Raw genomic sequence first — 26,515 nt, 5'->3', positions numbered from 1 at the left:
CATGAATCGTGTTTATCTCGATCATAACGCCACCACGCCTTTGCGGCCCGAAGCGCGGGACGCGATGATCGCGGCAATGGATGTCTGCGGGAACCCATCGTCGGTCCATGCCGAGGGGCGCGCGGCGAAGGCTTTGATCGAACGCGCACGGGCGCAGGTTGCATCGGCTTTTGGGGCTGATGGTGCGGATATCGTATTTACCTCAGGCTCGACCGAGGGGGCCGCTTTGGCTTTGGCGGGTCGAAATCTGCACGGTGCATCAATTGAGCATGACGCGGTAAGAGCATGGATTGCCGAGGATATCTTGGTTTCTTCGGACGGGATGGCCACTGTGAGCGATCCAGCGAATGCGACGCTGCAGGTTGCCAACTCGGAAACGGGTATCGTGCAGACACTGCCCAAGGGGCTGTCGGTGACTGATGCGACCCAGGCGTTTGGCAAGCTGCCGATTGCGTTCAATTGGATGGACGTTCAGATGGCGCTAGTGTCTGCGCATAAACTGGGCGGGCCGAAAGGGATCGGAGCTGTCGTTATGAAACGCGGCACGGACCTGCCTGCTCAGATCAAGGGCGGCGGGCAAGAGATGGGCCGGCGCTCTGGAACCGAAAATGTCATTGGGATCGTGGGGTTCGGGGCCGCTGCTGAAGCAGCAGCCCAAGATCTCGCCAATGGTGTTTGGGAGCAGGTCGAAGAATTTAGAAATATTCTAGAAAACGCCCTTGAGGCTGGTGAAAGATCACCTATTTTTGTCGGGAAAGACCAGACACGCCTGCCGAACACGTCATGTTTCGCATCGCCCGGTTGGAAGGGTGAAACGCAGGTCATGCAGATGGACCTGTCTGGTTTTGCGGTCAGTGCGGGCTCGGCCTGCTCAAGCGGAAAGGTCCGCGCCAGCGCTGTTCTGACTGCGATGGGATTTGATGAGGGGACAGCAGCCAGCGCAATCCGCGTGTCGCTGGGACCTCGGACTACCAAGGAAGATGTGCTGCGTTTCGCCGAAACGTGGCTTGAGAAAGAGAAAAAGCATCGCGCGCGGGCCGCGTGATCTGACGGAGGGTAAACAATGGCCGCTTTGGACCAGACCCAGGTAAAAGAGGGTGTCGATCAGGAAACCGTGGATGCGGTACGCGAGGTCAGCACTTATAAATACGGCTGGGAAACCGAGATCGAGATGGAATACGCGCCCAAAGGCGTGAATCCAGATATCGTTCGACTGATCTCGGAGAAGAACGAAGAGCCCGAATGGATGACCGAATGGCGTCTGTCGGCCTTCGAACGCTGGACCAAGATGGAAGAGCCTAAATGGGCCATGGTCAACTACCCTGAGATCAACTTTCAGGACCAGTATTACTATGCCCGTCCGAAATCCATGGAAGAGAAACCCAAATCTCTGGATGAGGTTGACCCCAAACTTTTGGCGACTTACGAAAAGCTCGGTATCCCTCTGAAAGAACAGATGATTCTGGCTGGCGTTGAAGGCGCAGAGGATATGCCCGCCGAAGGCCGCAAAGTGGCCGTCGACGCCGTGTTTGACTCGGTTTCTGTGGGCACGACCTTCCAAGCCGAGCTGAAGAAGGCCGGCGTTATCTTCTGCTCGATCTCGGAAGCGATCAAAGAGCATCCTGAACTGGTGAAGAAATATCTGGGCACCGTGGTTCCGGTGTCGGACAACTTCTATGCCACGCTGAACTCGGCTGTGTTCTCGGATGGCTCGTTCGTCTACATCCCGCCAGGCGTCCGCTGCCCGATGGAGCTGAGCACATATTTCCGCATTAACGCGGAAAACACCGGCCAGTTTGAGCGTACTTTGATCATCGCTGACAAGGGCTCTTACGTATCTTACCTGGAAGGATGCACCGCACCTCAGCGCGACACCGCGCAGCTGCACGCGGCCGTGGTCGAGATCATCGTCGAAGAAGACGCTGAGGTGAAATACTCGACCGTTCAGAACTGGTTCCCCGGAGACGAGAACGGCAAAGGCGGTATCTATAACTTCGTGACCAAGCGTGCTGATTGCCGTGGAGATCGCTCCAAGGTGATGTGGACGCAGGTTGAGACCGGCTCGGCCGTGACGTGGAAGTACCCGTCCTGCATCCTGCGCGGCGAGGAAAGCCAGGGTGAGTTCTACTCGATCGCGATTGCCAACAACTATCAGCAGGCCGATACCGGCACCAAGATGGTTCACCTCGGCAAGAACACCAAATCGCGCATCGTTTCTAAGGGCATCAGCGCGGGTAAGGCACAGAACACCTATCGTGGACTGGTCTCGATGCACCCGAAAGCCAAAGACAGCCGCAACTACACCCAGTGTGACAGCTTGCTGATTGGCGACAAATGCGGCGCTCATACAGTGCCGTATATCGAGGTTAAGAACAACTCGAGCCGCGTCGAGCATGAGGCAACGACCTCGAAAGTGGACGACGACCAGCTGTTTTACTGCCGTCAACGTGGAATGGACGAGGAAGAGGCCGTGGCGCTGGTCGTCAACGGGTTCTGCAAAGACGTGCTGCAGGCGCTGCCGATGGAATTTGCGATGGAGGCCCAGCAGTTGGTGGCAATCTCGCTTGAAGGGTCGGTTGGCTAACCAATTCTTGCGGGACGAGAGGGTCGTTGAAGTTGGAAACACCTGCGGAAATAAAAAGATGGATCAAGAAATCCCGGCGTTCTGGGGTTTTTCGAGCCGCCCAAGCACAGGTGGTGCGCGCTCGTGTTCATGACCGCAACGTATTCTTCTCTGTCGCCAACCCGCTCGATGCGATTCAAAAATACCACTTCGCGGGCTCGTTCTACGAGGTTGAAGAACTAAGAATGATATCGGAGCATTTTCCGGTGGGCGGACGGTTCCTGGACATTGGGGCCAACGTCGGAAACCACAGTCTGTACTTGGCGTTGTTCTTACATGCTTCACTCGTTGTTCCGGTTGAGCCCAACCCAGTGGCTGCGGAACTTTTGGTGAGCAATCTGCACCTGAACGGGGTTGAGAACAAGGTTGATTTCAACTGGGTCGGGGTCGGTGTTTCCAACGAAACGCGATCAGATCTAAGTTTGCATTGGAAACCGCAAAACCTTGGCGGGGCTAAACTGATTGACCAGCAAGGCTCAATACAGGTTGTTCCCGCGGCAAGCTTGATTGAGGGTCGCTCGTTCGACTTCATCAAGATTGACGTTGAAGGAATGGAAATTGCCGTTTTGGAAAGCCTCCTACCAGAATTGGCTGAGAGTCGTCCAGTTCTGTTTGTTGAGGTGGACAATTCAAACGCCGAGGCCTTCAAAACACTCATTGCGGCCCATGGGTATGAAATCGCAGATCAATACAGGCGCTACAGACGAAATGAAAACTACCTGATCAGACCTGTACCAAAGGCACCGGAGATCGCTCAATCCGCCTAACAACGGACCAAAATTGGAAATTCTAACAATGCGACAGTCTATAATGCTGGCGCGAAACGAGGAAAACATGCTGGAAATCAAGAACCTGCACGTACAGCTTGAAGAAGAAGACAAGCAAATTCTCAAAGGTGTGGACCTGACGGTTGAGGCTGGCAAGGTGCATGCGATCATGGGGCCGAACGGTTCGGGCAAGTCGACGCTCAGCTATGTGCTGTCGGGGCGCGATGGCTATGAGGTTACCGAAGGCTCGGCCACTCTGGACGGTGAAGACCTGTTGGAGATGGAGCCGGAAGAGCGCGCCGCAGCTGGTGTGTTCCTCGCGTTCCAATACCCGGTTGAGATCCCGGGCGTCGGCAACATGACTTTTCTGCGCACCGCAGTGAACGCGCAGCGCAAGGCGCGCGGGGAGGAGGAACTGTCGGCCGCTGACTTCCTGAAACTCGTTCGCGAAAAGGCGAAGTCGCTGAAGATCGACGCGGATATGCTGAAGCGTCCGGTCAATGTCGGCTTCTCGGGCGGTGAGAAAAAGCGCAATGAAATCCTACAGATGGCGATGCTGGAACCCAAAATGTGCATTCTCGACGAGACCGACTCGGGCCTCGACGTGGATGCGATGAAGCTGGTCTCCGAAGGCGTGAACGCGCTGCGGGATGAGGGGCGTGGTTTCCTGGTCATCACCCACTACCAGCGCCTGCTGGACCACATCAAACCTGATGTTGTTCACATCATGGCCGATGGCCGCATCGTAAAATCGGGTGGTCCTGAGCTGGCACTGGAAGTTGAAAACAACGGTTACTCCGACATTCTTGCCGAGGTGAACTGATGGCCTTTCCGCAAGCAAAACAGACCGCAACCGAAGAGCGTCTGGCCTCACTGACGATGCCTGATCCCGGCTGTACCAAGGCCGCGCGCCAAGGGGCTTTGGCCCGGGTACGTGAAATGGGTCTTCCAAGCCGTCGCGATGAATACTGGAAATACACGCGTCCGGATACTCTAGTCTCGACCGATGCGCCCAAGGCTGCCATTTTCGACTCGGGCGAGCCGATGGTGTTCAACGATGTCGATCGGCTGCAGATCGTGTTCGTCGATGGTGTGTTCGATGCCGAAGCCTCGGACGATCTGAGCTTAGAAGGTGTCAAGATCGACCGGCTGGAGGATATCTGCTGCAAGGATATCCACTGGGCCAAGGATCTTTACGGCAAGCTCGAGGAGCGTGGTCAAAACCCTGTTCAGCGTCCTCTGGCTGCTTTGAACACCGCATTCGCGACCGACGGCGTTGCCATACATGTAACCGGCAAACCGTCGAAGCCGATCAATCTGGTGTACCGTCACGAGGCGGAAGACTCGGACGCGATCCTGCACCACGTAATCCGTGTTGAAAGCGATGCTGAGGCCACGATCCTCGAGAATGGTCCGGCCGCGTCGCGCTTCAACAAATGCATGGAGATCGACATCGCCGACAACGGGACCTTGCACCATGTCCGGGCACAGGGCCGCGATCATGAACGCAGGGCCGCGACCCATATGTTCACACGTCTTGGTCAGGAATCGACCTACAAATCGTTCACTTTGACGGCTAACGGCGTACTGACTCGCAACGAGCAGGTGGTTGAACTTACCGGTGACGATGCGGTTGCCCATGTGGCCGGTGCTTGCGTCGGGGACGGTGATTTTCACCACGACGACACCGTTTTTGTCACCCATGACGCGGTAAATTGCGAAAGCCGTCAGGTGTTCAAGAAGGTCCTGCGCAACGGCGCGACGGGCGTGTTCCAAGGCAAGATCCTTGTGAAGGAAGGCGCGCAGAAGACCGATGGCTACCAGATCAGCCAGTCGCTTTTGCTGGACGATGACAGCCAGTTCCTCGCCAAACCCGAGCTTGAAATCTACGCCGATGACGTTGCCTGTTCGCACGGGTCGACCTCGGGCGCGATTGATGAGACCGCCTTGTTCTACCTGCGCTCGCGCGGAGTCCCGACGAAGGACGCCACCAATATGCTGACGCTGGCTTTTCTTGCCGAGGCGGTGGATGAGATCGAGGACGAGACACTGGCCGAAGAGATCGTGACCCGTCTGGAAGGCTGGCTTTCGCGTCACAGTTAATATGCCGGTCTCATCAGATATCGTTGCCACATACCGGGGGCCGGGGCGCGTTGTGCGCCGACTTCTGGATATGGGGCCGCGCGAAGACCGGGCGCTGATCTTCGTCATGGGTTTCTGCGTGGTGGCGTTCATCGCGCAAATGCCCAGCTTAGCCCGCCGCGCGCATCTTGAGCAGGTCGAGTTGAACATGCTTCTGGGTGGAGCGCTTTTGGGCTCGGTCTTCATCCTGCCGCTGTTCTTCTACACGCTGGCTTTGGTGTCTCATTGGGTCGCGCGACTGGTGGGCGGGCAGGGCAGTGCCTATGGCGCCAGACTGGCATTGTTCTGGGCGCTCTTGTCCTCGGCGCCTTTGGTTTTGCTAAACGGACTGGTCGCTGGGTTCATAGGCCCTGGTCCGACTCAAACTTTGGTCGGATTGATTTGGGTTGCCGTTTTTGTCTGGTTCTGGTTATCCGGATTGCGACAAGCACAAAGGTCGGCTGAATGACTATACCCCCCCTGGGCCCGCTGGCGAGCCTGACGCTCAGAAAACCTGCCGAAGCGGCGCGACAGATTTTGGCCCTCAACCCAGGGCGAGAGGTTCTGTGGTTGGCATTCTTTCTGGCCGTTGTCCTCAATTGCATCGCGCAGATGGGCATAGATCTGTCCATCGCCGCATCGGGTGGCCCGACCGTATCCCAATCGATCCCGGTTGTGCTGATCCGATCCGCCGGAACGATGTTGTTCAGCATTCTGGCCTTTCTCTATGTCGGGCGTTTTCTGGGCGGAACGGGGCGTTTTGAAGATCTGATGATCCTGACGATCTGGCTGCAGTTTCTGCAAATTGCAGCACTGGTCGCGACCCTCGCGCTGAGCTTGATCGCGGTAGCTTTTATGGCCCCTCTGATCCTGGCAACGGCCATCTACAGCCTCTACATAACGCTTCATTTTCTGAATGAGGCGCACAAGTTTGGATCTCTGGGCAAATCCTTTGGTGTCATTTTGTTGACGGCGTTGCTGGCGGTACCTTTTGTCCTATTTCTCAACCCGTTGGGTCCTGTCTAGAAAGATCTCTCATGTATGATGTGCAGAAAATCCGGTCTGATTTCCCGATCCTGTCGCGGCAGGTGAACGGCAAACCCCTGACATATCTGGACAATGGCGCGTCGGCGCAGAAACCTCAGGTCGTGATTGATGCCGTTACGCGCGCCTATGCCGAGGAATACTCCAACGTGCATCGCGGGCTTCACTACCTCTCGAACCTCGCGACCGAGAAATATGAGTCCGTGCGCGGCACCGTTGCGCGCTTTCTAGGTGTTGCGGATGAGGATGAGATTGTTCTGAACTCCGGCACGACCGAGGGGATCAATCTGGTCGCCTATGGCTGGGCCATGCCGCGGCTTGAAGCGGGGGATGAGATCGTCCTCAGCGTGATGGAGCATCACGCCAACATCGTGCCCTGGCATTTCCTGCGTGAGCGTCAGGGCGTGGTCCTGAAATGGGTCGATGTTGATGCGGATGGCGGGCTTGATCCGCAGGCCGTGATTGACGCGATCGGCCCCAAATCCAAACTGGTCGCGGTCACGCAGTGTTCGAACGTTTTGGGCACCGTGGTCGACGTGAAGGCCATCACCGAAGGCGCGCATATCAAGGGCGTGCCGGTCTTGGTTGATGGTAGTCAGGGTGCGGTTCACATGCCGGTTAACGTGCAGGATATCGGCTGCGATTTCTATGCCATTACCGGGCACAAACTCTATGGCCCATCCGGTTCCGGTGCGATCTATATCAAATCCGAGCGAATGGCCGAAATGCGCCCCTTCATTGGCGGTGGTGACATGATCAAAGAGGTCAGCAAGGATCAGGTCATCTACAATGATCCGCCAATGAAGTTTGAGGCCGGTACGCCGGGCATCGTACAAACCATCGGTCTCGGGGTGGCTCTGGACTACATGATGGATCTGGGGATGGCGAACATTGCCAACCATGAAGCGGGTCTTCGCGACTATGCCATGCAGCGTCTGACTGGTCTGAACTGGCTACAGGTTCAGGGCACGCGGCCGGACAAGGCCGCGATCTTCAGCTTCACGCTGGATGGGGCAGGGCATGCACATGATGTCTCGACGATTCTGGACAAGAAAGGCGTTGCGGTTCGCGCCGGTCACCATTGCGCTGGTCCTTTGATGGATCACCTTGGGGTGACGGCCACCTGTCGCGCCAGCTTTGGCCTCTATAACACCACGGATGAGGTCGACACCCTGATCGACGCGCTTGAACTGGCGCATGATCTCTTTGCCTAAATCTCGGCCGAGCCGATCCGTTTTCCAGTTGCACCCGGCTCGGAACAAGGTTAGCTAACGGCCAAGGCACCTGTAGCTCAGCTGGATAGAGCGCTGCCCTCCGAAGGCAGAGGCCAGAGGTTCGAATCCTCTCAGGTGCGCCACTTCTCACAGTCTTGATGATTTGTTCAGTCCGACCGTCGTGGTCGTTGCATCCGCTAGATGTTTGATTTGGAAAATATCTTTAGCCTGAACAAGCTAGAGAATCGTTGGGGGATTGGCTCTGCAACGACCAAAGGGCGCCAATTGCAGCAGCCCGTTCCAGCAAAATTCGAGTTTTGCAACAACACTTAGGCAGACCTAGTGGCCTGCCATATACATCTCAGTAAACGACAGTACGCTTAGCCGCGCCAACTGCGAACGACGCCGCAATCCATGTGGACGAAGTTCGAACGGTAGTATTGTCCAACACCGCCAGCACGACAGGACATGGCCGCTTTGGCCATCTGTGAAACCGAACGGGATGCGAGGCGCAGGTCAGCCGCTTGTCCCTGCATATGGAGCGAGTTCCGCGCCACCCGGCGCGATTTCGACCTCAACATCGCGTTGGTTTGCGGCGAGCGATACCCCGACAGGAGCATATAGGGCTCATCGGCGTCCAGAAGGTTGTGAGACGCCGCCATGATGTCGATTGTGCGCAAATCCATCGCTTTCGACTGATCGGTGCGCCAGTCGCGCATGAAGTGGTTCACTTCTTTCACGGCGTCTTTGATGTATCTGCCGTCGACCCAGTAAACCATATCAATCCGCTCACCCGTGCGACCGGAATACATGCGGATACGGCGAATATCACCACCACCACGAAGGAAACCTGCTGCGTTGGAATAGGTCGGTGCTGCCGCCACGGCAGTTGCCGCGAATGCGCCCAGAAGGGCACGACGGGTAATACCCGAAGTACTGCTCTTGGTCATTTTTGTTTCGTCCCGTACTGTTCCTGCCTGCGCACGATGTTACGCGCGCTGTATTAATATTTTCCCATCCCAGATGGCGAATGTATGGCACAGTTGGAATCGTCGGCCAAGAAGTCTTTGGAATGCACCTTTGTTAGGGGGAATTTTCGGCAGTTTTTTGCGCAGGTGATGCAAATGAGTCATTTTATTGAGCAACTGAGTGTTTTCGGCATCGGGTAGATGCAAACGCGCATCAGGGTGCAAGAGAAGAAAAAAGGTAAGGTATTTGTGAATAGACAAGCCCAATGGCTGAAAACCATATATAAAATAAAGCTTCGGCAGACATCGCATAAGTTATTGAAGAACCAAGGCCATCCCATGCTCTCAGTGTTACGGACCAGTACCAGTTTTGTTTTCACCGCTTGTTTTTTGGCGACGGCATCTATGGCGAACACGTCATCAGGCGAGGGTTCGAACACGGCATTTCGGATGGCGGTTGCTGAGAATACCTCGCCTTCTGATCAGATAGCTGAATTTTACCGCAGCAATAGCTTTGTCCCTTTGTGGGTCGGCGATACAGCAGAACACGCCAAACGCCGTACGGCGTTGATCAAAGCCCTATCCGAGATGGAGCGCCATGGATTGCCTGCAGCATTTGACGTGCAGGCCCTGGTTGATCAGATGGCTGAGGCGCGATCAGTTCGCGATTTGGGCACGGTCGAGGCTGAGCTGTCCCGCGTCTTCCTGACCTATGCAAATGACATCTATTCTGGCGCCTTGCGGCCAGCCAGTATTGACGACGGCCTTGTGCGCGAGGTTAAACGCCGTGATGCAAACCAGCATCTTGAGGCACTCAATACCCAAGGTGCGGCGTATTTTGAAACTCTGATCCCGCAGACCGCCCAATATCGCGCCTTGATGAAGCAAAAGATCGCGTTGGAGAACCTGATCCGCCAGGGCGGGTGGGGGCCGACTGTTCCGGTCTCTAAACTGGAATACGGCGATACCGGTCCGAATGTAGTCAAACTGCGCAACCGGCTAGTTGCGATGGGTTACCTTAAACCCACTGCCAGCCCGGAATTTGATGATGCCCTGCTTGGGGCCGTTCAGGCATTCCAAAAAGCACATGGACTCGAATCGGACGGTGTGGTCGGACAAGGTACAATCACCGAGCTGAACCGACCGGCATCGGACCGGTTGAAAGCCGTCTATGTTGCCTTGGAGCGGGAACGTTGGCTGCCGCGCGATCGGGGCGAGCGGCATATTCTGGTCAATCAGGCCGACTTCTCGGCAAAGATCGTGGACGACGGGCTGGTCACGTTCGAGACCCGCGCCGTGATCGGCAAGAACGTGCATGATCGCCGCAGCCCCGAATTCTCGGATGAGATGGAGCATATGGTGATCAATCCCAGCTGGTATGTACCACGCTCGATCATCACCAAGGAATACCTGCCGAAACTGAAATCGAACCCGAACGCGGTGGGCCATATCCAGATCACGGACCGCAGTGGTCGCCAGGTCAATCGAGGAGCAGTCGACTTCACCCAGTTTACCGCACGCAACTTCCCGTTCGCGATGCGTCAGCCGCCCAGCAAAAGCAATGCGCTAGGGCTGGTGAAGTTCATGTTCCCTAACAAGTACAACATCTATCTACATGATACGCCTCAGAAATCTCTGTTTGCGCGTGAAGTGCGGGCGTTCTCGCACGGGTGCATCCGACTGGCGCAACCTTTCGAGTTCGCCTATGCGCTGCTGGCCAAACAGGAGGAAGACCCCAAGGCGTTCTTCCACCGAGTGTTGAATACCGGCAAGGAAACGACGGTGAAGTTGGACAAGAAAGTACCTGTCCACCTGATCTACCGCACCGCCTATATTGGCCCGAAAGGTGAGGTTCAGTATCGCCGCGACGTCTATAACCGCGATGCCAAAATTTGGGACGCGCTGCAAAAGGCAGGGGTGGCCCTGCCGGACGTTCAGGGGTAAGCACTCAGGGTAAATCCTGCCCAAGAGGACGCCCGCTATGCAGTTCACCATCCAACAGATCGCCGACAGCCTTGGGGCCGAGTGTCAGGGTGAAACAGACCTGACAATTCTGCGGGCCGCTGAACCGGGTGATGCCGGACCAACCGATCTGGCGATGGCAATGTCCCCCAAATATGCCGAAACGCTTTCGAACGGTGAGGCCCGCGCGGCAATGCTGTGGGAAGGCGCGGATTGGCAAGCAATGGGCCTGCGCGCTGCGATCTTTGTTACGCGCCCCCGAATGGCGATGGCTGGTATCACGACAATGCTGGACCGGGGGCAGGGCGTTGAGCCAGGTGTCCACCCCTCGGCTGTGATCGACCCGACGGCTGAAATTGCTGAGGATGTCTCGATCGGTCCGTTGGCCGTTATCGGCGCGCGGGCGAAGATTGGCTCGGGATCGGTGATCGGTCCGCACTGTACAATCGGAATGGACGTGGTGTTGGGTGAGCAAGCCCATCTGCGCGAAATGGTCAGCATCGGTGCGCGTGCGCAAATCGGAGACCGCTTCATCGCCCAACCCGGCGCGCGTATCGGTTCCGACGGGTTCAGCTTTGTTACTCCTGAGATTTCAGGTGTTGAAAACGCGCGCAAGACGTTGGGCGATCAAGGCGATGCAAAAGCGCAAAGCTGGCTGCGTATCCATTCTCTGGGCGCGGTGGAAATCGGCGATGATGTCGAGGTAGGTTCCAACTGTACGATCGACAATGGTACGATCCGAAACACGCGGATTGGCGATGGTTCGAAGCTCGATAACCTTGTGCATGTGGGGCACAACGCGCGCATAGGGCGCGATTGTCTGCTGTGCGGTCAAAGTGGATTGTCCGGCTCAGTCGATGTGGGAAACAACGTGGTTCTTGGCGGTCAAACCGGCGTGGCTGACAATATCTTCATTGGCGATGGCGTGATCGCGGGGGGCGCCACCAAGATCCTGTCCAACGTACCAGCCGGACGTGTGGTCATGGGCTATCCGGGCGTCAAGATGGAAACCCATACCGAGATCTACAAGGCTCAACGCCGCTTGCCGCGCATGGCTCGCGACGTCGAGGCATTGAAAAAGGCTGTTTTCAAACAGTCTCCGAGCGATTAAATCATCCTCAGATTGATAGCCAGGGGATCAACATGAGCATCAGCGACCGCGTCATCGCAATCATTGCAGAGCAGGCCGTTCTGGAGCCATCGGATGTCACACCCGACAGCACACTTGCAGATCTGGGCATCGACAGCTTGGGTTTGGTCGAAAGCATCTTTGCCATCGAGGAAGAGTTCGACATCTCGGTTCCCTTCAACGCCAATGAGCCCGAGGCGAATGATTTCGACATCTCGAACGTGGCCGCGATCATTGCGGGCATCGAACAGCTTGTGTCGGAAAAGGTCTGACCCGAAACAATGAAACGGGTTGTCATTACCGGGGCGGGCACCATCAACTCGCTGGGTCATTCGGTCCCCGACACGCTCGAGGCCATGCGCGAAGGGCGTTGCGGTATCTCGGATCTTGAATTCCGCGATGTTGACCGTCTGGCGATTAAGATCGGCGGTCAGGTACGGGGGTTCGAGGCCGAAGGGCGCTTTAACCGACAGCAGATGTCTCTCTACGATCGGTTCACGCAGTTCACCCTGACAGCCGCGAAAGAGGCGATCGACCAGTCGGGCATTCAGTTCCACGGCGAGCTCGCGGCACGATCCGGCGTGGTTCTGGGCACGGCGGGCGGAGGTGTCTCGACCTGGGATGACAATTACCGCTCGGTCTATGAGGACGGTAAGAACCGGGTGCATCCCTTTGTTGTGCCCAAGCTGATGAACAACGCGGCGGCCAGCCATGTCTCAATGGAGCATAACCTGAAAGGCCCCAGCTTTACGGTTTCGACGGCTTGTGCATCCTCGAACCATGCAATGGCGCAAGCGTTTCAGATGGTGCGCAGCGGTGCCGCCCCTGCGATGATCACGGGTGGTTCCGAATCCATGCTGTGTTTCGGCGGTGTGAAGGCCTGGGAAGGTCTGCGCGTGATGTCCAAGGATGCCTGCCGCCCCTTCAGCGCCAACCGCAACGGGATGGTGCAGGGCGAGGGTGCTGGTGTCTTTGTGTTCGAGGAATACGAACATGCCCGCGCGCGGGGCGCAGATATCCTGTGCGAGGTTGTTGGCTTCGCCATGTCTTCGGACGCCTCGGATATCGTGATGCCCAGCAAGCAGGGGGCCGCACGAGCGATGGCGGGCGCGTTGGCGGATGCCAAGCTGAACGCCAGCGATGTGTGCTATATCAATGCGCATGGCACAGGCACTGCGGCGAATGACAAAACAGAATGCGCCGCCGTGGCGGATGTGTTTGGACCGCATGCGGATGATCTGATGATCTCATCGACGAAATCCATGCACGGTCACCTGATCGGAGGCACCGGAGCGGTGGAGCTTTTGGCCTGCATCATGGCGCTGCGGGACGGCGTTATCGCGCCCACCATCGGTTATGAAGAACCTGACCCGGAATGTGCGCTGGACGTGGTGCCAAACGTCGCGCGTGAAGCCAAGGTCGACGTGGCGCTCAGCAATGCGTTTGCGTTTGGCGGGTTGAATGCGGTCTTAGCGCTCAAAAGCGTCTGAGCTGCAAAGAAAACCGCCGCCACAAAGCTGCCGCGGCGATCTCTATTCGCAGCTGACTTAGTTGACGTTAACGGCCAGCCCGTCAAAGCCCGAAGTGAAGCCCGACAGGGACATTTCCATTGTTATAACCTGATCGGGGAAGCGCGCGGGAACCAGCGAAAAGGTCGCTTTGCTGCCCGCTTTCATCGCGTCAATGTCACCCTGGCTGAGGCCCAGCTGCGCGACACAGCCAACAGGCAGACAATGGTGGTAGTTGTAGAGCTTGCGCGGTGCACCGTCGATCGACAAGGCCAATTGCGCTTGTAGCAGGGTCTCCAACGGTACGATCACATTGGCCCATGCAACAGCCGCTCCGCCTTCGGGCAGCTTGCCGATGGACACTTCTGCAATCGGATCACCCTGAGGGCCGTTCAGAACCTGAACGATTGCACAAGGATCTTCGCCTTCCGGTGCCTTGATGCAGGAGACATCCCAATCGCCGGATTCTTCTTTGACAAATTGCTCACCCACACGTGGGCCGGATTGGCCCAAATCGAGGCCCGCGCCCGCATCGGCCCCAGTGCCTTCAGTGGTCGTGCCTTCGGAAGTCGTTTCCTGCGCGCTAACCGCTCCACACATCAGAACGGCTGCCAGAGTATTAAACGAGAGGAGTTTCTTGAACATGAATGCCTCGGTTTGCTGTTTGTTTTGCCTCATCTAGCATCCTTCGCTGCGGCTGTCAGTCGTTAACCGAATGGCTGAGATCAATGTGAGCGTTTTCTTGGGCCAAACCCCGCTCAAGAACCAATACAGGCAAAAGAAAAGAGGGCTGGTGGAGCAGCCCTCTTCCCAAAATTTTTCTCCCCGTCGGACTGGCCGACTTAGTTATGCGCAGACGTTACGAAAGGGGGGAGCAGGGGTCAACCGCTAACAGAAAAATTTAATGCACTAATCAGCACAGTTTTAATCGCCCACTTCCGTGAAAAAAGCCGTGCCCGAAGGCACGGCCAGTCGACAGGGAGGAAGTGTCTCCTTCGCAACCCGAGGCCACAAAGGGAACGAATAGACTATGGCAGCCAAAGGTTAAGTTTGTATGCTGGTTGCGGATCAGTGAAAAAAGGCTGCAATTACATGGGTAAAGAGATTTTTCTGGGCGGTGCGGGCGATGGATACGCAACTCCGCAGGGTCTGACGCTGAAATATGCGAACCGCCACGGGCTGATCGCGGGGGCTACGGGGACGGGCAAGACGGTCACTCTCCAGATCCTGGCCGAAGGTTTTTCGCAAGCGGGCGTGCCTGTTTTCCTGTCGGACGTCAAAGGAGACCTGTCCGGCTTGGCTCTGGCAGGCAGCGAAACCCATAGGTTGCATCAAGCGTTTACCGAACGCGCCGAACGGATTGGCTTTACTGATTTCTCCTACGCCGCATGCCCGGTCACGTTCTGGGACCTGTTCGGTGAACAGGGGCACCCGGTCCGTACCACCGTAACCGAAATGGGCCCTCTGCTGTTGTCGCGCCTTATGGAGCTAAGCGAGGCACAGGAGGGGATTCTCAACATCGCGTTCCGGGTAGCTGATGAAGAAGGGATGCCTCTGCTGGATCTCAAGGACCTGCAGGCGCTTCTTGTGTGGATTGGTGAGAACAGGGCGCAGCTGTCTCTGCGCTATGGCAATGTCTCAACGGCCTCTATAGGAGCCATTCAACGCCGTCTTTTGGTGTTGGAAAACCAAGGCGGCACTAAATTGTTTGGAGAACCCGCTCTGGATCTGGCCGATCTGATGCGAACGGATGAAAACGGGCAGGGGATGGTGAACATACTGGCCTCGGACAAGCTGATGGGTGCGCCTCGGCTTTATGCCACGTTCCTGTTGTGGCTACTAAGCGAACTGTTCGAAGAACTGCCCGAGGTCGGCGATCCGGAGAAGCCCAAGCTGGTCTTCTTTTTCGACGAAGCGCACCTTCTGTTTGATGATGCGCCCAAGATTCTGGTCGACAAGGTCGAGCAGGTCGCGCGCCTGATCCGTTCCAAAGGGGTTGGGGTTTACTTCATTACGCAGAACCCCGCCGATATTCCCGAAGACATTTTGGGACAGTTGGGCAACCGGGTACAACACGCGCTGCGCGCCTTCACCGCGCGTGACCGCAAGAATCTGCGTATGGCGGCGGAAACCTATCGCGAGAATCCCGCCTTCGACACCGAGGCCGCGATCCGAGAGGTGGGCGTTGGTGAGGCCGTAACCTCAATGCTGCAGAAGAAAGGCGTGCCGGGGATTGTCGAGCGGACGTTGATTCGCCCTCCCGGGTCGCAGCTTGGGCCGATTTCAGGATCTGAGCGCCAGGGTATCCTGCAAGCCTCACCCATGGCGACCAAATATGACACGCCGGTCGATCGCAAATCGGCCTTTGAGATCCTGCAAGCCCGCGCTGAAGCTGCCGCCCAAGAGGCCGAGGCCGCGGAGGCGGAAGAGATCATCGAACAACAATCCCCGATGGAGCGCGAATACGGCTCGGCGCGCCGGTATTCAGGTAACCGGGTTGGGCGTTCAACGTCTCGGGTGGTGCGTAAGAAAGACACATTTGCAACGGCGATGAGTGAGGCCGTCATCAAAGAGCTGAAGGGAACAACCGGCCGCCGCATCGTGCGGGGTATTCTGGGCGGGTTGTTCCGAAATCGATGATCGGAGGCGCCCAGCACAGGGCGCCAACCGGCTTACTTCAGGCGGCGCTGGCCTTCCTGACGGCAATAGGCGTCAGCTTGTTTAACCGACATCTTTGTGGCCGGGAAATCAATTGCTCGGTCCCAGGTCACACGATCATGTCGGTAAAGCTGACAGGTCACGACGCCCTGCGGAGTGTTAACCTGAACAGGAGTGGTCTCAAGGTCTTCGGGCGACGGAATACAAGCCGTCAGCGCAGCCAGAACCGGCAGCATGACTACGGCTTTGGTGATCAGTGTTTTCTTGGTCACGTCGGATACTCTCATCAATTGAGTGCGAATGATCGTAGAGATCGGTCGGGTTTCTTCTGAGCATAGGCCGGACCCCAAAAGTCCGAACAACGAGCGGTAGTCTCGTGTACGCGGAAACCTCTTTAGAAATCAAGAAGCCGCGCCGGATGAGAGGCGCCGCTTCTGTATTGTGATCGTGATGCGTCTATTTCTCGGGGATCAGCCCTCGGGGGCTGAATCTGAGGACAATCAGCAAGACCAGTCCCATGGTGAACAACCGCATATGCGCAGCGCTTTCGATCAGATGTGCCTTCAGCGCGCTGCCATCGGGCATGCCCGAGGTAATCAGGTTCATCAGCCAAAGGCCCATCGGTTCGACCTGGACCCACAGGAACCAAATCAGGAACGCACCCAGCACGGCGCCAAAATTGTTGCCCGACCCACCGACAATTACCATCACCCAGACAAGGAAGGTGAACCGCAGTGGGTTGTAGGTACCTGGCGTCAGCTGACCGTCCAGCGTCGTCATCATCGCGCCCGCGATACCGCAAATGGCAGAGCCAAGTACAAAGATCTGCAGGTGGCGGCGGGTGACATCTTTACCCATCGCCTCAGCCGCGACCTCATTGTCGCGAATGGCGCGCATCATCCGGCCCCAAGGGCTTTTGAGCGCCATCTGCGCCATCCACAGCAGCACGAGCAGAACGATCAGGAACAGCAGCGAATAGCCCAGCTTGACCGAAAGGGTCGAGGCGATCACCGGATCAAGCCCCAGCCAATCCGCCCGCGCAAGGAACGAGGGGTCTTGCTGCAGCTCAACCTCATAGCCCACCACGGGCGAGGGGCGCGGGATGCCATAGACGTTCTTGACACCACGGGCCAGCCAGTCCTCGTTCTTCATGACGGCAATGATGATCTCGGCAATACCAAGGGTCGCAATCGCCAGATAGTCCGAGCGCAAACCCAGAGCAGTCTTGCCGATCAGCCATGCGGCCCCTGCGGCCAGTAACCCTCCGGCAGGCCAGGCAAGCAAGACCGGCAGGTTCAGACCGCCAATATTGCCGGCAACGGCCGGATCAATTGCCTCGATCGCCGCGACGTTCGGGTCAAAGATCGCGCGGTAAACAAAGAAACCGACGATGAGGATTCCGACGATAGCCAGCGTCCGTGCGCGTCCTTTGGGCATCTTCTGCGCAACCATGACGGTTGCAACAACTGTCGCGGCCCCCAAAAGAAGCGCCAGAATGACGCCATAGCCGCCCTCGGACCATGCTCCGGGCGTTGGTGGGGTCGAGATCAGGACAACCGCCAGCCCGCCCAAAGCCACAAAGCCCATGACGCCGACGTTGAAGAGGCCCGCAAAGCCCCATTGCAGGTTCACACCGATCGACATGATGGCCGAAATCAACCCCATGTTCAGGATCAGGATCGCGGCGTTCCAGCTTTGGGTGAAGCCGGTCAAAAGGATCAGCGCGCCAACTGTGACGAAAAGCAGGGCGTTCTTGGTAACCTCGCTCATACCGATTTTCCTTTGAACAGGCCCGTGGGCTTAAACAGAAGCACGATCAGCAGGATGGCAAAGCTGACGGCGAATTTGTAATCGGTAGAGAGGAACTGAACCAATCCCGACGGTTCCAGATTTTCCGGAGCCAGATAGGTCAGCACCTTCTTCCAGGCGTATGTGATGGTCACCTCGGAAAAAGCGATGATGAACCCACCCGCGATGGCGCCGAGAGGGTTGCCCAAGCCTCCGACAATGGCCGAGGCAAAGATCGGCAGCAGAAGCTGGAAATAGACAAAGGGCTTGAAGCTCTTATCGAGGCCATAAAGCACGCCCGCCGTGGTCGCCAGTGCAGCCACGATGATCCAGGTGATCATCACCACGCGTTCGGGGTTGATGCCAGACAGCAGCGCCAAATCCTCGTTATCCGAATAGGCACGCATCGACTTACCGGTGCGGGTTTTGTTCAAAAACCAGAACAGGGCGGCCACGGCGATCACCGCCACAACGACCGTGATGGCCTGAGAGGTCTTGATCGCGAGCCCTTCGTTCAGCCCGGTCCAGGCCTTGAAGTCCCGCGCCTTGATCAGAAACCGCGCACCGTCCGAGAACCTCTGATCGTCCGGCCCGATGATGAAGCGGACGATGCCGTTCATGATGAACATCACGCCCATGGACACGATCACCAGAATAACCGGTTTGGCCTTTTGTTCACGGTAGAAGCGATAGACCAGCCGGTCGGTGATCAGCACCAGAATGATACAGCCCAGAATGGCGAAGGGCAGGGCAAGCAGAGCCGTCGGCAACGGCCCGAAACTGACCCCTGCGGCCTGCAAGCCCCATGTAACCAGAACGGCGATCATCGCGCCAAAGGCCATGGTGTCGCCATGGGCAAAGTTCGAAAACCGCAGGATGCCGTAGATCAGCGTCACCCCCAAAGCGCCCAGCGCCAGCTGGCTGCCATAGGCGATTGCGGGAACAAGAACGAAGTTGGAAAGCGCCACAAGGGCGTTGAGGAAGTCCATTAGTTGTTCACCTCACAGCTACCAAGGCCAGTCAGGCTTATACCTTTTCCCACAAAGGCGTGGGTCGCGTAAGCGACAATCCCATCAGCGAACAAGCTGAAGGTGTAAGAAGCTGAGCGATCAGAATCCCAGCCATGTGCTGTCATCAGGTCGTCAGTCACTTGCTGGGCTTTCAGTAAAGGCAATTCATCGCCTCCGAGGTCAAGACGAAGCTCGTTGTCGGGCAAGAGTACAAACGTGAAATCAACGCCGTGACCCGTCTTGGTTGACTGGCAGGCATTGATATTGGCACACGCGTATTCCAGCTTACACTTCGTGACTTTTTGTGCGGCGGACGCACCGGTAACGGCAGACAGAACTGCTGCGATAAACAGAACTTTCATCCTCAGCCCCCCAAGAAACTCTTACGCACTTCGGGATCGGCCAGCAGTTCCTTGCCCGTGCCGGTATAGGCGTTCCGCCCCTGAACCAGCACGTATCCCTTGTCTGCGATCTCCAGAGCCTGACGGGCGTTCTGTTCGACCATCAGGATTGGCAAACCGGTGCGCGAGACCTCGATGATCCGGTCAAACAGCTCATCCATCACGATGGGCGATACACCGGCAGTCGGCTCATCCAGCATCAGCACTTTCGGCTGAGTCATCAGCGCGCGGCCTACGGCGACCTGCTGGCGCTGACCGCCCGACAGTTCTCCAGCCGCCTGATGGCGTTTGTCGCGTAGGATCGGGAACAGATCATAGACCTGCTCCATCGTATCCGAAAAATCATCCCGGCGGATAAAGGCACCCATCTCAAGGTTCTCTTCCACCGTCATCGAGGTAAAGATATTCGAGGTCTGCGGCACAAAACCCATACCACGCATTACCCGATCCTGCGGCGTAAGCGCGGTGATATCCTCGCCGTCCAACCGAACCGCGCCCGAGCGCACATCCAGCATGCCGAATACGGCCTTCATCGCAGTGGACTTGCCCGCACCATTGGGTCCGACGATGACCGCAATCTCGCCCCGGTCGACGGCGATGGTGCAGTCGTGCAGAATGTCCGGCCCTTTGCCGTAGCCACCCGTCATCGTGTCGCCGATCAGAAATGGCCCACCATCGACCTTTTGTGTCGCGCCGCTTTTGCGATGTGCCGGGGTCATGGTGCCGACGCCATGCGTGTTCGTGATCGACGCGTCCTTGTTGCCTTTGTCGTCATGATAAGGATTATCGCTCACGCCCCGACCTCCAGCTTGTCTTTGTTTTTCAGGCCGGTGCCCAGATAGGCCTCGATCACGTGTTCATTGGCTTTGATCTCGTCCAGGGTTCCCTCGGCCAGCACCTTGCCCTCGGCCATACAGATGACCGGGTCGCAGATTTTGCCGATGAAATCCATGTCATGCTCGATGACGACGAAAGTATAGCCACGTTCCTTGTTCAGACGCAGGATCGTGTCGCCAATGGTCATCAGCAGGGTACGGTTCACACCCGCGCCAACCTCATCCAGAAACACGATCTTGGCGTCGACCATCATGGTGCGACCAAGCTCCAGCAACTTCTTCTGTCCACCCGAGACCTGACCCGCCTTATGGTCGGCCAAATGCTCGATTGTCAGGAACTCCAGTACCTCATCAGCCTTGGCCCGAAGCGCGCGTTCCTCATCAGCAATCCGTTTGCGACCGAACCATGTGTTCCAAAGCGATTCCCCGGATTGCGCGCCGGGCACCATCATCAGGTTCTCGCGGCAGGTCATTGACGAGAACTCATGCGCGATCTGGAAGGTACGCAGCAGGCCCTTGTGAAACAGCTCATGCGGGGGCAGGCCGGTGATATCCTCACCATCCATCACCACCTTGCCGCTGGTTGGAGGCAAGACACCCGCGATCACATTGAACAAAGTGGTTTTTCCGGCCCCGTTCGGTCCGATCAGACCGGTGATCGAGCCCTTTTGGATTTCCAGCGATGCCCCGTCCACCGCATGAAACCCGCCGAAATGCTTATGCACGTCTTCGACGACGATCATCTTTTCCCCTAGCCGCCGTTTTCCGGCGTTGTTGCCACATCCCTGTACGAATGGTGCGGGCTTTTGTCATTGAAACAGCCCGGACACAAGGCCCGGGCTGCTTGTTTTTATGACTGTTAACCTTGGATCAACGGAAGTTGACGGTTTTGTTCTCGCCGTCGGTGACTTCGATCTCACGGTAGGAACCCGCGCTTTCACCGGGGCCAATCAGCTCAACACCGGAGGCACCGACATAGTCGATCTCCTGACCGGCAGCGAGCAGTTCTAGGCCCTTGGCCAGCTCACCCGGATAGATCTTCTCACCAGGCTCATTGGCGACATCCATGATCTTGGAACCATAGTCCGCCGGGTTGGTGGAACCTGCGGCCTGCATGGCCAGCATGAACAGGGCAGCAGCGTCATAGGATTCAGGGGAATAGGGCGACGAGCCGTCGAAACCTGCAGCTTCGGCCATAGCAAAGTACTTTTCAGCACCTTCACCACCCGAACCAGCGATCTGACCGAACGAGCCGTTTAGGTCCGGACCGACATTGGCAGGCAGCGAGTCACCAATCATGCCGCCGGGCAGACCGAACGTATCAAACGCGCCGCTGTCCAGAGCCGACTGGATGATGCCCAGACCGCCTTGGTCGAGATAGCCCGCAACGACCAGAATGTCGCCACCGGCCGAGGCCAGCGCGCCAACTTCAGCTGAGTAGTCGGCCTTGCCGTCTTCGTGTGCTGCGACGATGGTCACTTCGCCACCCGAAGCCTCGAACGAGGACTGGATCGCATCCGCCAGACCCTTGCCGTAGTCATTGTTGGTATAGGTCAGAGCGATCGAGCTGATGCCGCGATCGTTCAGGATGTCGGCCATCACTTGACCTTCACGCGCATCCGACGGCGCGGTGCGGAAGAACAGGCCATTGTCTTCCATGGTCGACAGACCGGGCGAGGTGGCCGACGGCGAGATCATCACCATGCCGTTCGGGATCGCGACGTTCTGCAGGATCGCGCCGGTGACGCCCGAGCAGTCACCGCCGATGATGCCAGCTACGCCGTCAGCGATCATGCGCTCGCCGTTCGACGTGGACAGGCCGTTGTCGATGCAGCCGGTGTCTGCACGAGTTGCGGTCACGGTTGCTCCGTCCAGCAGCTTGCCGGATTCGGTGACTTCGGCCATCGCCATCTCGGCGCCCGAACCCATGGCAGGTGCCAGCGATTCAATCGGGCCGGTGAAGCCGAACAGAACGCCCAGCTTGACGTCTTCGGCCATTGCGGTACCCGCCAGCAGAGCGGAGGCTGCAGTTGCAGTCAGCAGCTTTTTCATATGGTTACTCCCTATTGTGAACGTATTCGTTCTGCGCATGACCCTAGGCAAGCAATCCGGAAAAGAAAAGTCCTAACGCAATCGTGTTTTTACGCTCCATAATCCTATTTGTTCTCATGGTGATAACGCTGTCAGTCCGAAAGGAAGCCCCATGACGCCCAGACCCTTTGCGATTCTTGCCTTGATGATCAGCGCAGGTCTCGCCTGCGCTGAGGAGCTTGAGACATCCCAAGGCCCGGTTCAGATCGAGCCGTTGATCGAGGGACTGGATACGCCCTGGGCCGTAGGCATCCTGCCCGATGGATCGTTTTTGGTGACCGAACGGGATGGCGATGTGCTTTATGTGTCGGACGGGAAATCTCAAAAAGTGAAGGGGGTTCCGAAAGTGGCCGCCAGAGGGCAGGGCGGCTTGCTGGACGTGACCATCGCGAGGGATTTCCCACAGACGCGCGAGCTTTTTCTGACCTTCTCGAAACCTCAGAGCACTGGGGCTGGCACCGCACTGGCCGTCGCGCGCCTGTCAGAGAACGGCAAACGCCTGACCAACACGCGCATCCTGTTCGAGGCCACGCCCGGAGGGTCGGGCGGGCGTCACTTTGGCTCTCGGGTGGTCGAGGCCGCGGACGGCAGTTTGTTTGTCACCATCGGGGATCGGGGGGATCAACCGGAGGCTCAGAACCGCTCAAACCCTATCGGGTCGATTATCCGCATCAACCGCGATGGCTCGGTTCCTGCAGACAACCCGTTTGTCGGGCAGGCGGATATTCGGCCCGAGATCTGGTCCTACGGGCACCGCAACCCTCAGGGTGCCGATCTGGACGCGCAAGGGCGTCTTTGGACATCCGAGCATGGCGCGCGCGGAGGGGACGAGGTTAACCTCGTGCAACCGGGGCTAAATTACGGTTGGCCCGTCATTTCCTATGGCAAGCACTACTCGGGCAAGACGATAGGCGAAGGCACTGCCAAAGAAGGGATGGAACAGCCGCGCCACTATTGGGACCCCTCCATCGCGCCCTCGGGCTTGATGGTCTATTCCGGTGCGCTCTGGCCGGAATGGAGGGGCGACATCTTCGTGGGATCGCTCAAGTTTGACTATATCGCGCGGCTGGAGGGCAACTCACTGCGCGAGGTCGAGCAGATCAAAGGTCCCGAAACAGAACGCGTCCGGGACATCGTTGAGGCCCCAGACGGGTCGATCTGGTTCATTTCCGTAGGCAATGGCGCAGTTTTCCGGCTTTCCCCGGATCGGTAGATCTGTACTCGCCCTCCTTGACTGTTGCCGCGAAACCGAGCTTGATCCTGTGCCAAGAAACCATCTGAGGGTGCGGTCCATTGTGCGACTTTTCGATTGAAATGTGTGACACGCTGCCAGATCAGGATGAGTTGAACGGCATCCTGTCCCAATATTATGCGTTGATCGTAGAGCGCATGACGGCCATGGGGTTTAACATCGATCCGGCTGCGCCGCAAAGCGCGCTGGCCGAGTTTTGGGCACACTCAGAAGACTATCTGCCGCCAAACGGTTGCCTGGTTCTGGCGCGAGACAGCGCGGGCAAGATCATCGGCTGTGGCATGATGAAACGCCTGAATCAGGACACCGGCGAATTGAAACGCGTGTTCGTGACCGAAGCCGCCCGCGGCACAGGTGCGGGGCGTGCCATGATACAAGCCCGAGAAGACGCAGCCCGCACGTTGGGGTTAAAGCGCCTTGTAGCTGACACGCTTACTCCGAATGTCGAAATGAGGGACCTGTATCCGAAACTGGGATTTGTCGAAATGTCCGAACCCATTGAGACGACGACCTATCTGGATCAGCCCATGCTCAGGCCCCATCTGCACTATTTTGCAAAAACTCTTTAGCCCGCGTCAGACGGACAGCCGCCCCGATTGAGCCCCACGCTCACGGTAAGGCGTGGTGTTGTAATGCGCCCGGTAGCATTTCGAGAAATGGCTCGGAGAGGCAAATCCGCAGGCCAGAGCTACGTTGATCACGCTCATATCCGTCTGCATCAGCAGGTTGCGGGCTTTGTGCAACCGCAACTCCATGTAGTACCGCTTGGGTGAGCGGCTCAGGTAGCGACGGAACAGACGCTCCAGTTGACGGGTCGACATGCCGACATCCTTGGCCAGAATCGAAGGCGAGATCGGCTCTTCAATGTTCTTTTCCATCATCAGAATGACCTGGCTCAGCTTTGGATGCCGGACCCCAATTCGGGTGGGCGTAGACAAGCGCTGTGTGTCCTGATCTGTGCGGATCGAAGAATAGATCATCTGATCGGCCACCGCGCTGGCCAGACCCTCGCCATAGTCATTCGCGATCAGCTTCAGCATAAGATCGATGGATGAGGTGCCCCCCGCGGTGGTCATCCGGTTGCCGTCGACCTGAAACACGGATTTGGTCAGTTCCACATTGTCGAACTCTTCAATGAAGCTGTCCGAGTTCTCCCAGTGGATCGTCGCACGCTTACCCTCCAGCAGCCCCGCCTTGGCAAGCGAATAGGCTGCCGTACACAAACCACCGATCCGCAGCCCCTTGCGGGCCTCGCGCCGCATCCAGTTCAGAATCTTTTTGGTGGTTGCGGTTTTTACCTCGACCCCGCCGCAGATCAGAACGATGTCATCACGCTGCAGCTCAATCAGGTCCTGATCCAGCTTGAAAGTCGTGCCTGCCGAGCAGGTAATTGTATCGCCACCTTCACCGATCAAAGACCACGTATAGACAGGCTTATCAGCCATACGATTGGCAATGCGCAGGCTGTCCAGAGCCGACGCAAAGGACAAAAGCGAAAATCCATCCAATAAGACGAATACAAAATTGATCGGCTTGTCGACGTTACCGTCGACTTTGACAACTTGGCGTTGTTCTTGCATGGGTTTTTGTCCTTGATTCGGTGGCCGATGCGCCTTGGGCGCGCATGATTTGACAGATACCATGATCAAAGCTTGTTTACGACGTCAAGAGCCGCAAATCGGATATGGTCTCTCTTCCCGGCTTTTTGTATAGAGACCACCTGAATACTATCAGCGGAGATCAAGGCTATGACCGAATGGCAAAAATCGAACTGGCGCAACAAGCCCCGGGTTCAGATGCCAGACTATACCGACGCGGCCGCGCTGGCCAAAGTCGAGGCGCAGCTTTCGCAGTATCCCCCGCTGGTCTTTGCCGGTGAGGCGCGGCGTCTCAAGCAACATCTGGGTGCCGCCGGTCGCGGCGAGGCTTTCCTGTTGCAGGGCGGGGATTGTGCTGAAAGCTTTGAACAATTCAGCGCGGATGCGATCCGTGACACGTTCAAAGTGATGCTGCAAATGGCGATGGTTTTGACCTATGGCGCCAAGGTGCCGGTGGTCAAAGTGGGCCGTATGGCTGGGCAGTTTGCCAAACCGCGTAGCGCACCGACCGAGGTTGTGGATGGCGTTGAGCTGCCCAGCTACCGTGGCGACATCATCAACGAGCTGGACTTCACGCCCGAGGCGCGGATTCCGAATCCGTCCAAGATGCTGCAGGCCTACACACAGGCCGCCGCCACGCTGAACCTGCTGCGCGCGTTCTCGACCGGTGGTTTCGCCGACATGAGCCGTGTGCATTCTTGGACGCTGGGCTTCACGGATGAACAGGACGTTCAGAAATACTCCGAGATCGCCGACCGCATTCAGGACACGATCGACTTCATGGGCGCGGCGGGCATCACGGCTGAGACAACGCATGAGTTCTCGACCGTTGAGTTCTACACCAGCCACGAAGGGCTGCTGCTGGAATATGAAGAGGCGCTGACCCGTCTGGATTCGACTTCGGGCAACTGGCTGGCAGGTTCCGGTCACATGATCTGGATCGGCGACCGCACCCGTCAGCCCGACGGCGCGCATGTGGAATTCTGCCGTGGCGTTCAGAACCCGATCGGTCTGAAATGTGGCCCGACCACAACGGCCGAAGACCTCAAGGTTCTGATGTCCAAGCTGAACCCCGAAAACGAAGAGGGTCGTCTGACCCTGATCGCCCGCTTCGGTGCAGGCAAGGCAGGTGAGCATCTGCCGCGTCTGGTCAAAGCGGTCAAGGAAGAGGGCGCCAAGGTCACTTGGGTCTGCGACCCGATGCACGGCAATACGATCAAATCGGCCACCGGGTACAAAACTCGCCCGTTCGATTCGGTCCTGCGCGAAGTGCGCGACTTCTTTGGCGTGCATCAGGCCGAAGGCACCATCCCCGGTGGTGTGCATTTCGAGATGACCGGTCTGGACGTCACCGAATGCACCGGCGGCGTGCGTGCCGTGACCGAAGAGGACCTCTCGGACCGGTACCACACGGCGTGCGACCCGCGTTTGAACGCGTCGCAATCGTTGGAACTGGCCTTCCTGGTCGCCGAAGAACTGACCAACCTGCGCCGCGACCGCACCAAGCGCGAAGCAAGCTAAGGTTCAATCAATCAAAGAAAACGG

The 26,515-nt window shown here is 57.4% G+C and carries 26 protein-coding genes and 1 tRNA gene; 17 read left to right on the top strand and 10 right to left on the bottom strand.

Going from position 1 to position 26,515, the window contains the following annotated elements:
* Nucleotide 1 precedes the first annotated feature (1 nt).
* The 9 genes from ACR0C3_RS01555 to ACR0C3_RS01515 all read left to right on the top strand — a co-directional run bounded on the left by ACR0C3_RS01555 (nt 2) and on the right by ACR0C3_RS01515 (nt 7,912).
* Nucleotides 2-1,045: a cysteine desulfurase family protein gene (locus ACR0C3_RS01555; protein WP_170373687.1), complete on the top strand. Its 1,044-nt coding sequence runs from the start codon at nt 2-4 to the stop codon at nt 1,043-1,045.
* Nucleotides 1,046-1,063: 18 nt separating this feature from the next.
* Nucleotides 1,064-2,584, top strand: a complete 1,521-nt coding sequence (gene sufB / locus ACR0C3_RS01550) for a Fe-S cluster assembly protein SufB (protein ID WP_480756813.1) — start codon at nt 1,064-1,066, stop codon at nt 2,582-2,584.
* A 26-nt stretch (nt 2,585-2,610) separates the two neighbouring features.
* On the top strand, nt 2,611-3,390 hold the full coding sequence (locus ACR0C3_RS01545) for an FkbM family methyltransferase (protein WP_480756811.1): 780 nt from the start codon (nt 2,611-2,613) through the stop codon (nt 3,388-3,390).
* 67 nt (nt 3,391-3,457) lie between these two features.
* On the top strand, nt 3,458-4,213 hold the full coding sequence (gene sufC, locus ACR0C3_RS01540) for a Fe-S cluster assembly ATPase SufC (protein ID WP_170373689.1): 756 nt from the start codon (nt 3,458-3,460) through the stop codon (nt 4,211-4,213).
* Nucleotides 4,213-5,493 carry a Fe-S cluster assembly protein SufD gene (gene sufD, locus ACR0C3_RS01535; RefSeq protein WP_480756810.1) on the top strand — a complete coding sequence of 427 codons (1,281 nt, stop codon included), beginning with the start codon at nt 4,213-4,215 and terminating at the stop codon, nt 5,491-5,493. The genes sufC and sufD overlap by 1 nt, the downstream gene beginning before the upstream one ends.
* A gap of 1 nt (nt 5,494) precedes the next feature.
* Nucleotides 5,495-5,980 (top strand): YIP1 family protein, encoded by a 486-nt coding sequence (locus ACR0C3_RS01530; RefSeq protein WP_170688649.1) that lies wholly within the window; start codon nt 5,495-5,497, stop codon nt 5,978-5,980.
* On the top strand, nt 5,977-6,537 hold the full coding sequence (locus ACR0C3_RS01525; protein ID WP_475216035.1) for a Yip1 family protein: 561 nt from the start codon (nt 5,977-5,979) through the stop codon (nt 6,535-6,537). Before ACR0C3_RS01530 ends, ACR0C3_RS01525 begins: the two co-directional genes overlap by 4 nt.
* Nucleotides 6,538-6,548: 11 nt before the next feature.
* Entirely contained in the window at nt 6,549-7,769 is a 1,221-nt protein-coding gene (locus tag ACR0C3_RS01520; RefSeq protein WP_480756808.1) for a cysteine desulfurase, read from the top strand.
* A 66-nt stretch (nt 7,770-7,835) separates the two neighbouring features.
* Nucleotides 7,836-7,912 (top strand) — tRNA-Arg (locus ACR0C3_RS01515).
* Nucleotides 7,913-8,149: 237 nt separating this feature from the next.
* Here ACR0C3_RS01515 and mepK read toward each other — a convergent pair.
* On the bottom strand, nt 8,150-8,719 hold the full coding sequence (gene mepK / locus ACR0C3_RS01510) for a peptidoglycan L,D-endopeptidase MepK (protein ID WP_170688652.1): 570 nt from the start codon (nt 8,717-8,719) through the stop codon (nt 8,150-8,152).
* A gap of 357 nt (nt 8,720-9,076) precedes the next feature.
* Here mepK and ACR0C3_RS01505 point away from each other — a divergent pair, with 357 nt between their 5' ends.
* From ACR0C3_RS01505 to ACR0C3_RS01490, 4 genes are read left to right on the top strand one after another with little or no spacing between them, the layout of a single operon-like run.
* On the top strand, nt 9,077-10,681 hold the full coding sequence (locus ACR0C3_RS01505) for a L,D-transpeptidase family protein (protein ID WP_480756806.1): 1,605 nt from the start codon (nt 9,077-9,079) through the stop codon (nt 10,679-10,681).
* Nucleotides 10,682-10,718: 37 nt separating this feature from the next.
* Entirely contained in the window at nt 10,719-11,810 is a 1,092-nt protein-coding gene (lpxD, locus tag ACR0C3_RS01500; RefSeq protein ID WP_170717990.1) for a UDP-3-O-(3-hydroxymyristoyl)glucosamine N-acyltransferase, read from the top strand.
* 32 nt (nt 11,811-11,842) lie between these two features.
* Nucleotides 11,843-12,100 (top strand): acyl carrier protein, encoded by a 258-nt coding sequence (locus tag ACR0C3_RS01495; protein WP_170373697.1) that lies wholly within the window; start codon nt 11,843-11,845, stop codon nt 12,098-12,100.
* A 9-nt stretch (nt 12,101-12,109) separates the two neighbouring features.
* The gene (locus ACR0C3_RS01490; RefSeq protein ID WP_170479505.1) at nt 12,110-13,318 is read left to right on the top strand and encodes a beta-ketoacyl-[acyl-carrier-protein] synthase family protein; all 1,209 of its coding nucleotides are present in this window, start codon (nt 12,110-12,112) and stop codon (nt 13,316-13,318) included.
* Between the two features lie 57 nt (nt 13,319-13,375).
* Here the strand turns inward: ACR0C3_RS01490 and ACR0C3_RS01485 are convergent, their stop codons facing one another.
* Complete coding sequence (locus tag ACR0C3_RS01485; protein ID WP_170548754.1) at nt 13,376-13,981, bottom strand: invasion associated locus B family protein; 606 nt, start codon at nt 13,979-13,981, stop codon at nt 13,376-13,378.
* A 447-nt stretch (nt 13,982-14,428) separates the two neighbouring features.
* Here ACR0C3_RS01485 and ACR0C3_RS01480 point away from each other — a divergent pair, with 447 nt between their 5' ends.
* Nucleotides 14,429-15,976, top strand: a complete 1,548-nt coding sequence (locus ACR0C3_RS01480) for a helicase HerA-like domain-containing protein (protein WP_480756804.1) — start codon at nt 14,429-14,431, stop codon at nt 15,974-15,976.
* A 32-nt stretch (nt 15,977-16,008) separates the two neighbouring features.
* Here the strand turns inward: ACR0C3_RS01480 and ACR0C3_RS01475 are convergent, their stop codons facing one another.
* The 7 genes from ACR0C3_RS01475 to ACR0C3_RS01445 form a co-directional block, all read right to left on the bottom strand.
* Nucleotides 16,009-16,266 (bottom strand): hypothetical protein, encoded by a 258-nt coding sequence (locus tag ACR0C3_RS01475; RefSeq protein ID WP_425082780.1) that lies wholly within the window; start codon nt 16,264-16,266, stop codon nt 16,009-16,011.
* A 184-nt stretch (nt 16,267-16,450) separates the two neighbouring features.
* On the bottom strand, nt 16,451-17,764 hold the full coding sequence (locus ACR0C3_RS01470) for a branched-chain amino acid ABC transporter permease (RefSeq protein ID WP_480756803.1): 1,314 nt from the start codon (nt 17,762-17,764) through the stop codon (nt 16,451-16,453).
* A complete protein-coding gene (locus ACR0C3_RS01465) occupies nt 17,761-18,771 on the bottom strand; it encodes a branched-chain amino acid ABC transporter permease (protein WP_480756802.1) in 1,011 nt (336 codons plus the stop codon). The genes ACR0C3_RS01470 and ACR0C3_RS01465 overlap by 4 nt, the downstream gene beginning before the upstream one ends.
* Nucleotides 18,771-19,154 carry a hypothetical protein gene (locus ACR0C3_RS01460; RefSeq protein WP_480756801.1) on the bottom strand — a complete coding sequence of 128 codons (384 nt, stop codon included), beginning with the start codon at nt 19,152-19,154 and terminating at the stop codon, nt 18,771-18,773. The genes ACR0C3_RS01465 and ACR0C3_RS01460 overlap by 1 nt, the downstream gene beginning before the upstream one ends.
* A 2-nt stretch (nt 19,155-19,156) precedes the next feature.
* Nucleotides 19,157-19,987, bottom strand: a complete 831-nt coding sequence (locus tag ACR0C3_RS01455; protein WP_480538503.1) for an ABC transporter ATP-binding protein — start codon at nt 19,985-19,987, stop codon at nt 19,157-19,159.
* Complete coding sequence (locus ACR0C3_RS01450) at nt 19,984-20,772, bottom strand: ABC transporter ATP-binding protein (protein WP_480756800.1); 789 nt, start codon at nt 20,770-20,772, stop codon at nt 19,984-19,986. Before ACR0C3_RS01450 ends, ACR0C3_RS01455 begins: the two co-directional genes overlap by 4 nt.
* A gap of 127 nt (nt 20,773-20,899) precedes the next feature.
* Nucleotides 20,900-22,081: an ABC transporter substrate-binding protein gene (locus tag ACR0C3_RS01445; protein WP_170458188.1), complete on the bottom strand. Its 1,182-nt coding sequence runs from the start codon at nt 22,079-22,081 to the stop codon at nt 20,900-20,902.
* 151 nt (nt 22,082-22,232) lie between these two features.
* On the opposite strand from ACR0C3_RS01445, the gene ACR0C3_RS01440 reads away from it, so the two are divergent.
* Nucleotides 22,233-23,333 carry a PQQ-dependent sugar dehydrogenase gene (locus ACR0C3_RS01440; protein ID WP_480756798.1) on the top strand — a complete coding sequence of 367 codons (1,101 nt, stop codon included), beginning with the start codon at nt 22,233-22,235 and terminating at the stop codon, nt 23,331-23,333.
* Between the two features lie 101 nt (nt 23,334-23,434).
* Nucleotides 23,435-23,941: a GNAT family N-acetyltransferase gene (locus ACR0C3_RS01435; RefSeq protein ID WP_480756796.1), complete on the top strand. Its 507-nt coding sequence runs from the start codon at nt 23,435-23,437 to the stop codon at nt 23,939-23,941.
* A gap of 6 nt (nt 23,942-23,947) precedes the next feature.
* On the opposite strand, the gene ACR0C3_RS01430 is transcribed toward ACR0C3_RS01435, so the two are convergent.
* Nucleotides 23,948-24,952, bottom strand: a complete 1,005-nt coding sequence (locus ACR0C3_RS01430; protein ID WP_170548735.1) for a GlxA family transcriptional regulator — start codon at nt 24,950-24,952, stop codon at nt 23,948-23,950.
* A 168-nt stretch (nt 24,953-25,120) separates the two neighbouring features.
* Here ACR0C3_RS01430 and ACR0C3_RS01425 point away from each other — a divergent pair, with 168 nt between their 5' ends.
* A complete protein-coding gene (locus ACR0C3_RS01425) occupies nt 25,121-26,491 on the top strand; it encodes a class II 3-deoxy-7-phosphoheptulonate synthase (RefSeq protein ID WP_170373710.1) in 1,371 nt (456 codons plus the stop codon).
* Nucleotides 26,492-26,515 lie beyond the last annotated feature (24 nt).

The sequence above is a fragment of the Ruegeria sp. CK3 genome, from assembly GCF_056536565.1.
Note: the sequence above shows the minus strand (reverse complement) of the source record. Positions and strands in the feature narration are given on the sequence as shown.

Coding starts and splice junctions, on each gene's coding strand:
- ACR0C3_RS01480 (WP_480756804.1), top strand. CDS start 14,429: ATGGGTAAAGAGATTTTTCTGGGCGGTGCGGGCGATGGATACGCAACT.
- mepK (WP_170688652.1), bottom strand. CDS start 8,719: ATGACCAAGAGCAGTACTTCGGGTATTACCCGTCGTGCCCTTCTGGGC.
- ACR0C3_RS01530 (WP_170688649.1), top strand. CDS start 5,495: ATGCCGGTCTCATCAGATATCGTTGCCACATACCGGGGGCCGGGGCGC.
- ACR0C3_RS01465 (WP_480756802.1), bottom strand. CDS start 18,771: ATGGACTTCCTCAACGCCCTTGTGGCGCTTTCCAACTTCGTTCTTGTT.
- ACR0C3_RS01450 (WP_480756800.1), bottom strand. CDS start 20,772: ATGATCGTCGTCGAAGACGTGCATAAGCATTTCGGCGGGTTTCATGCG.
- sufD (WP_480756810.1), top strand. CDS start 4,213: ATGGCCTTTCCGCAAGCAAAACAGACCGCAACCGAAGAGCGTCTGGCC.
- ACR0C3_RS01525 (WP_475216035.1), top strand. CDS start 5,977: ATGACTATACCCCCCCTGGGCCCGCTGGCGAGCCTGACGCTCAGAAAA.
- sufB (WP_480756813.1), top strand. CDS start 1,064: ATGGCCGCTTTGGACCAGACCCAGGTAAAAGAGGGTGTCGATCAGGAA.
- ACR0C3_RS01520 (WP_480756808.1), top strand. CDS start 6,549: ATGTATGATGTGCAGAAAATCCGGTCTGATTTCCCGATCCTGTCGCGG.
- ACR0C3_RS01555 (WP_170373687.1), top strand. CDS start 2: ATGAATCGTGTTTATCTCGATCATAACGCCACCACGCCTTTGCGGCCC.
- ACR0C3_RS01435 (WP_480756796.1), top strand. CDS start 23,435: ATGTGTGACACGCTGCCAGATCAGGATGAGTTGAACGGCATCCTGTCC.
- ACR0C3_RS01440 (WP_480756798.1), top strand. CDS start 22,233: ATGACGCCCAGACCCTTTGCGATTCTTGCCTTGATGATCAGCGCAGGT.
- ACR0C3_RS01425 (WP_170373710.1), top strand. CDS start 25,121: ATGACCGAATGGCAAAAATCGAACTGGCGCAACAAGCCCCGGGTTCAG.
- ACR0C3_RS01430 (WP_170548735.1), bottom strand. CDS start 24,952: ATGCAAGAACAACGCCAAGTTGTCAAAGTCGACGGTAACGTCGACAAG.
- sufC (WP_170373689.1), top strand. CDS start 3,458: ATGCTGGAAATCAAGAACCTGCACGTACAGCTTGAAGAAGAAGACAAG.
- ACR0C3_RS01490 (WP_170479505.1), top strand. CDS start 12,110: ATGAAACGGGTTGTCATTACCGGGGCGGGCACCATCAACTCGCTGGGT.
- ACR0C3_RS01495 (WP_170373697.1), top strand. CDS start 11,843: ATGAGCATCAGCGACCGCGTCATCGCAATCATTGCAGAGCAGGCCGTT.
- lpxD (WP_170717990.1), top strand. CDS start 10,719: ATGCAGTTCACCATCCAACAGATCGCCGACAGCCTTGGGGCCGAGTGT.
- ACR0C3_RS01445 (WP_170458188.1), bottom strand. CDS start 22,081: ATGAAAAAGCTGCTGACTGCAACTGCAGCCTCCGCTCTGCTGGCGGGT.
- ACR0C3_RS01505 (WP_480756806.1), top strand. CDS start 9,077: ATGCTCTCAGTGTTACGGACCAGTACCAGTTTTGTTTTCACCGCTTGT.
- ACR0C3_RS01460 (WP_480756801.1), bottom strand. CDS start 19,154: ATGAAAGTTCTGTTTATCGCAGCAGTTCTGTCTGCCGTTACCGGTGCG.
- ACR0C3_RS01470 (WP_480756803.1), bottom strand. CDS start 17,764: ATGAGCGAGGTTACCAAGAACGCCCTGCTTTTCGTCACAGTTGGCGCG.
- ACR0C3_RS01485 (WP_170548754.1), bottom strand. CDS start 13,981: ATGTTCAAGAAACTCCTCTCGTTTAATACTCTGGCAGCCGTTCTGATG.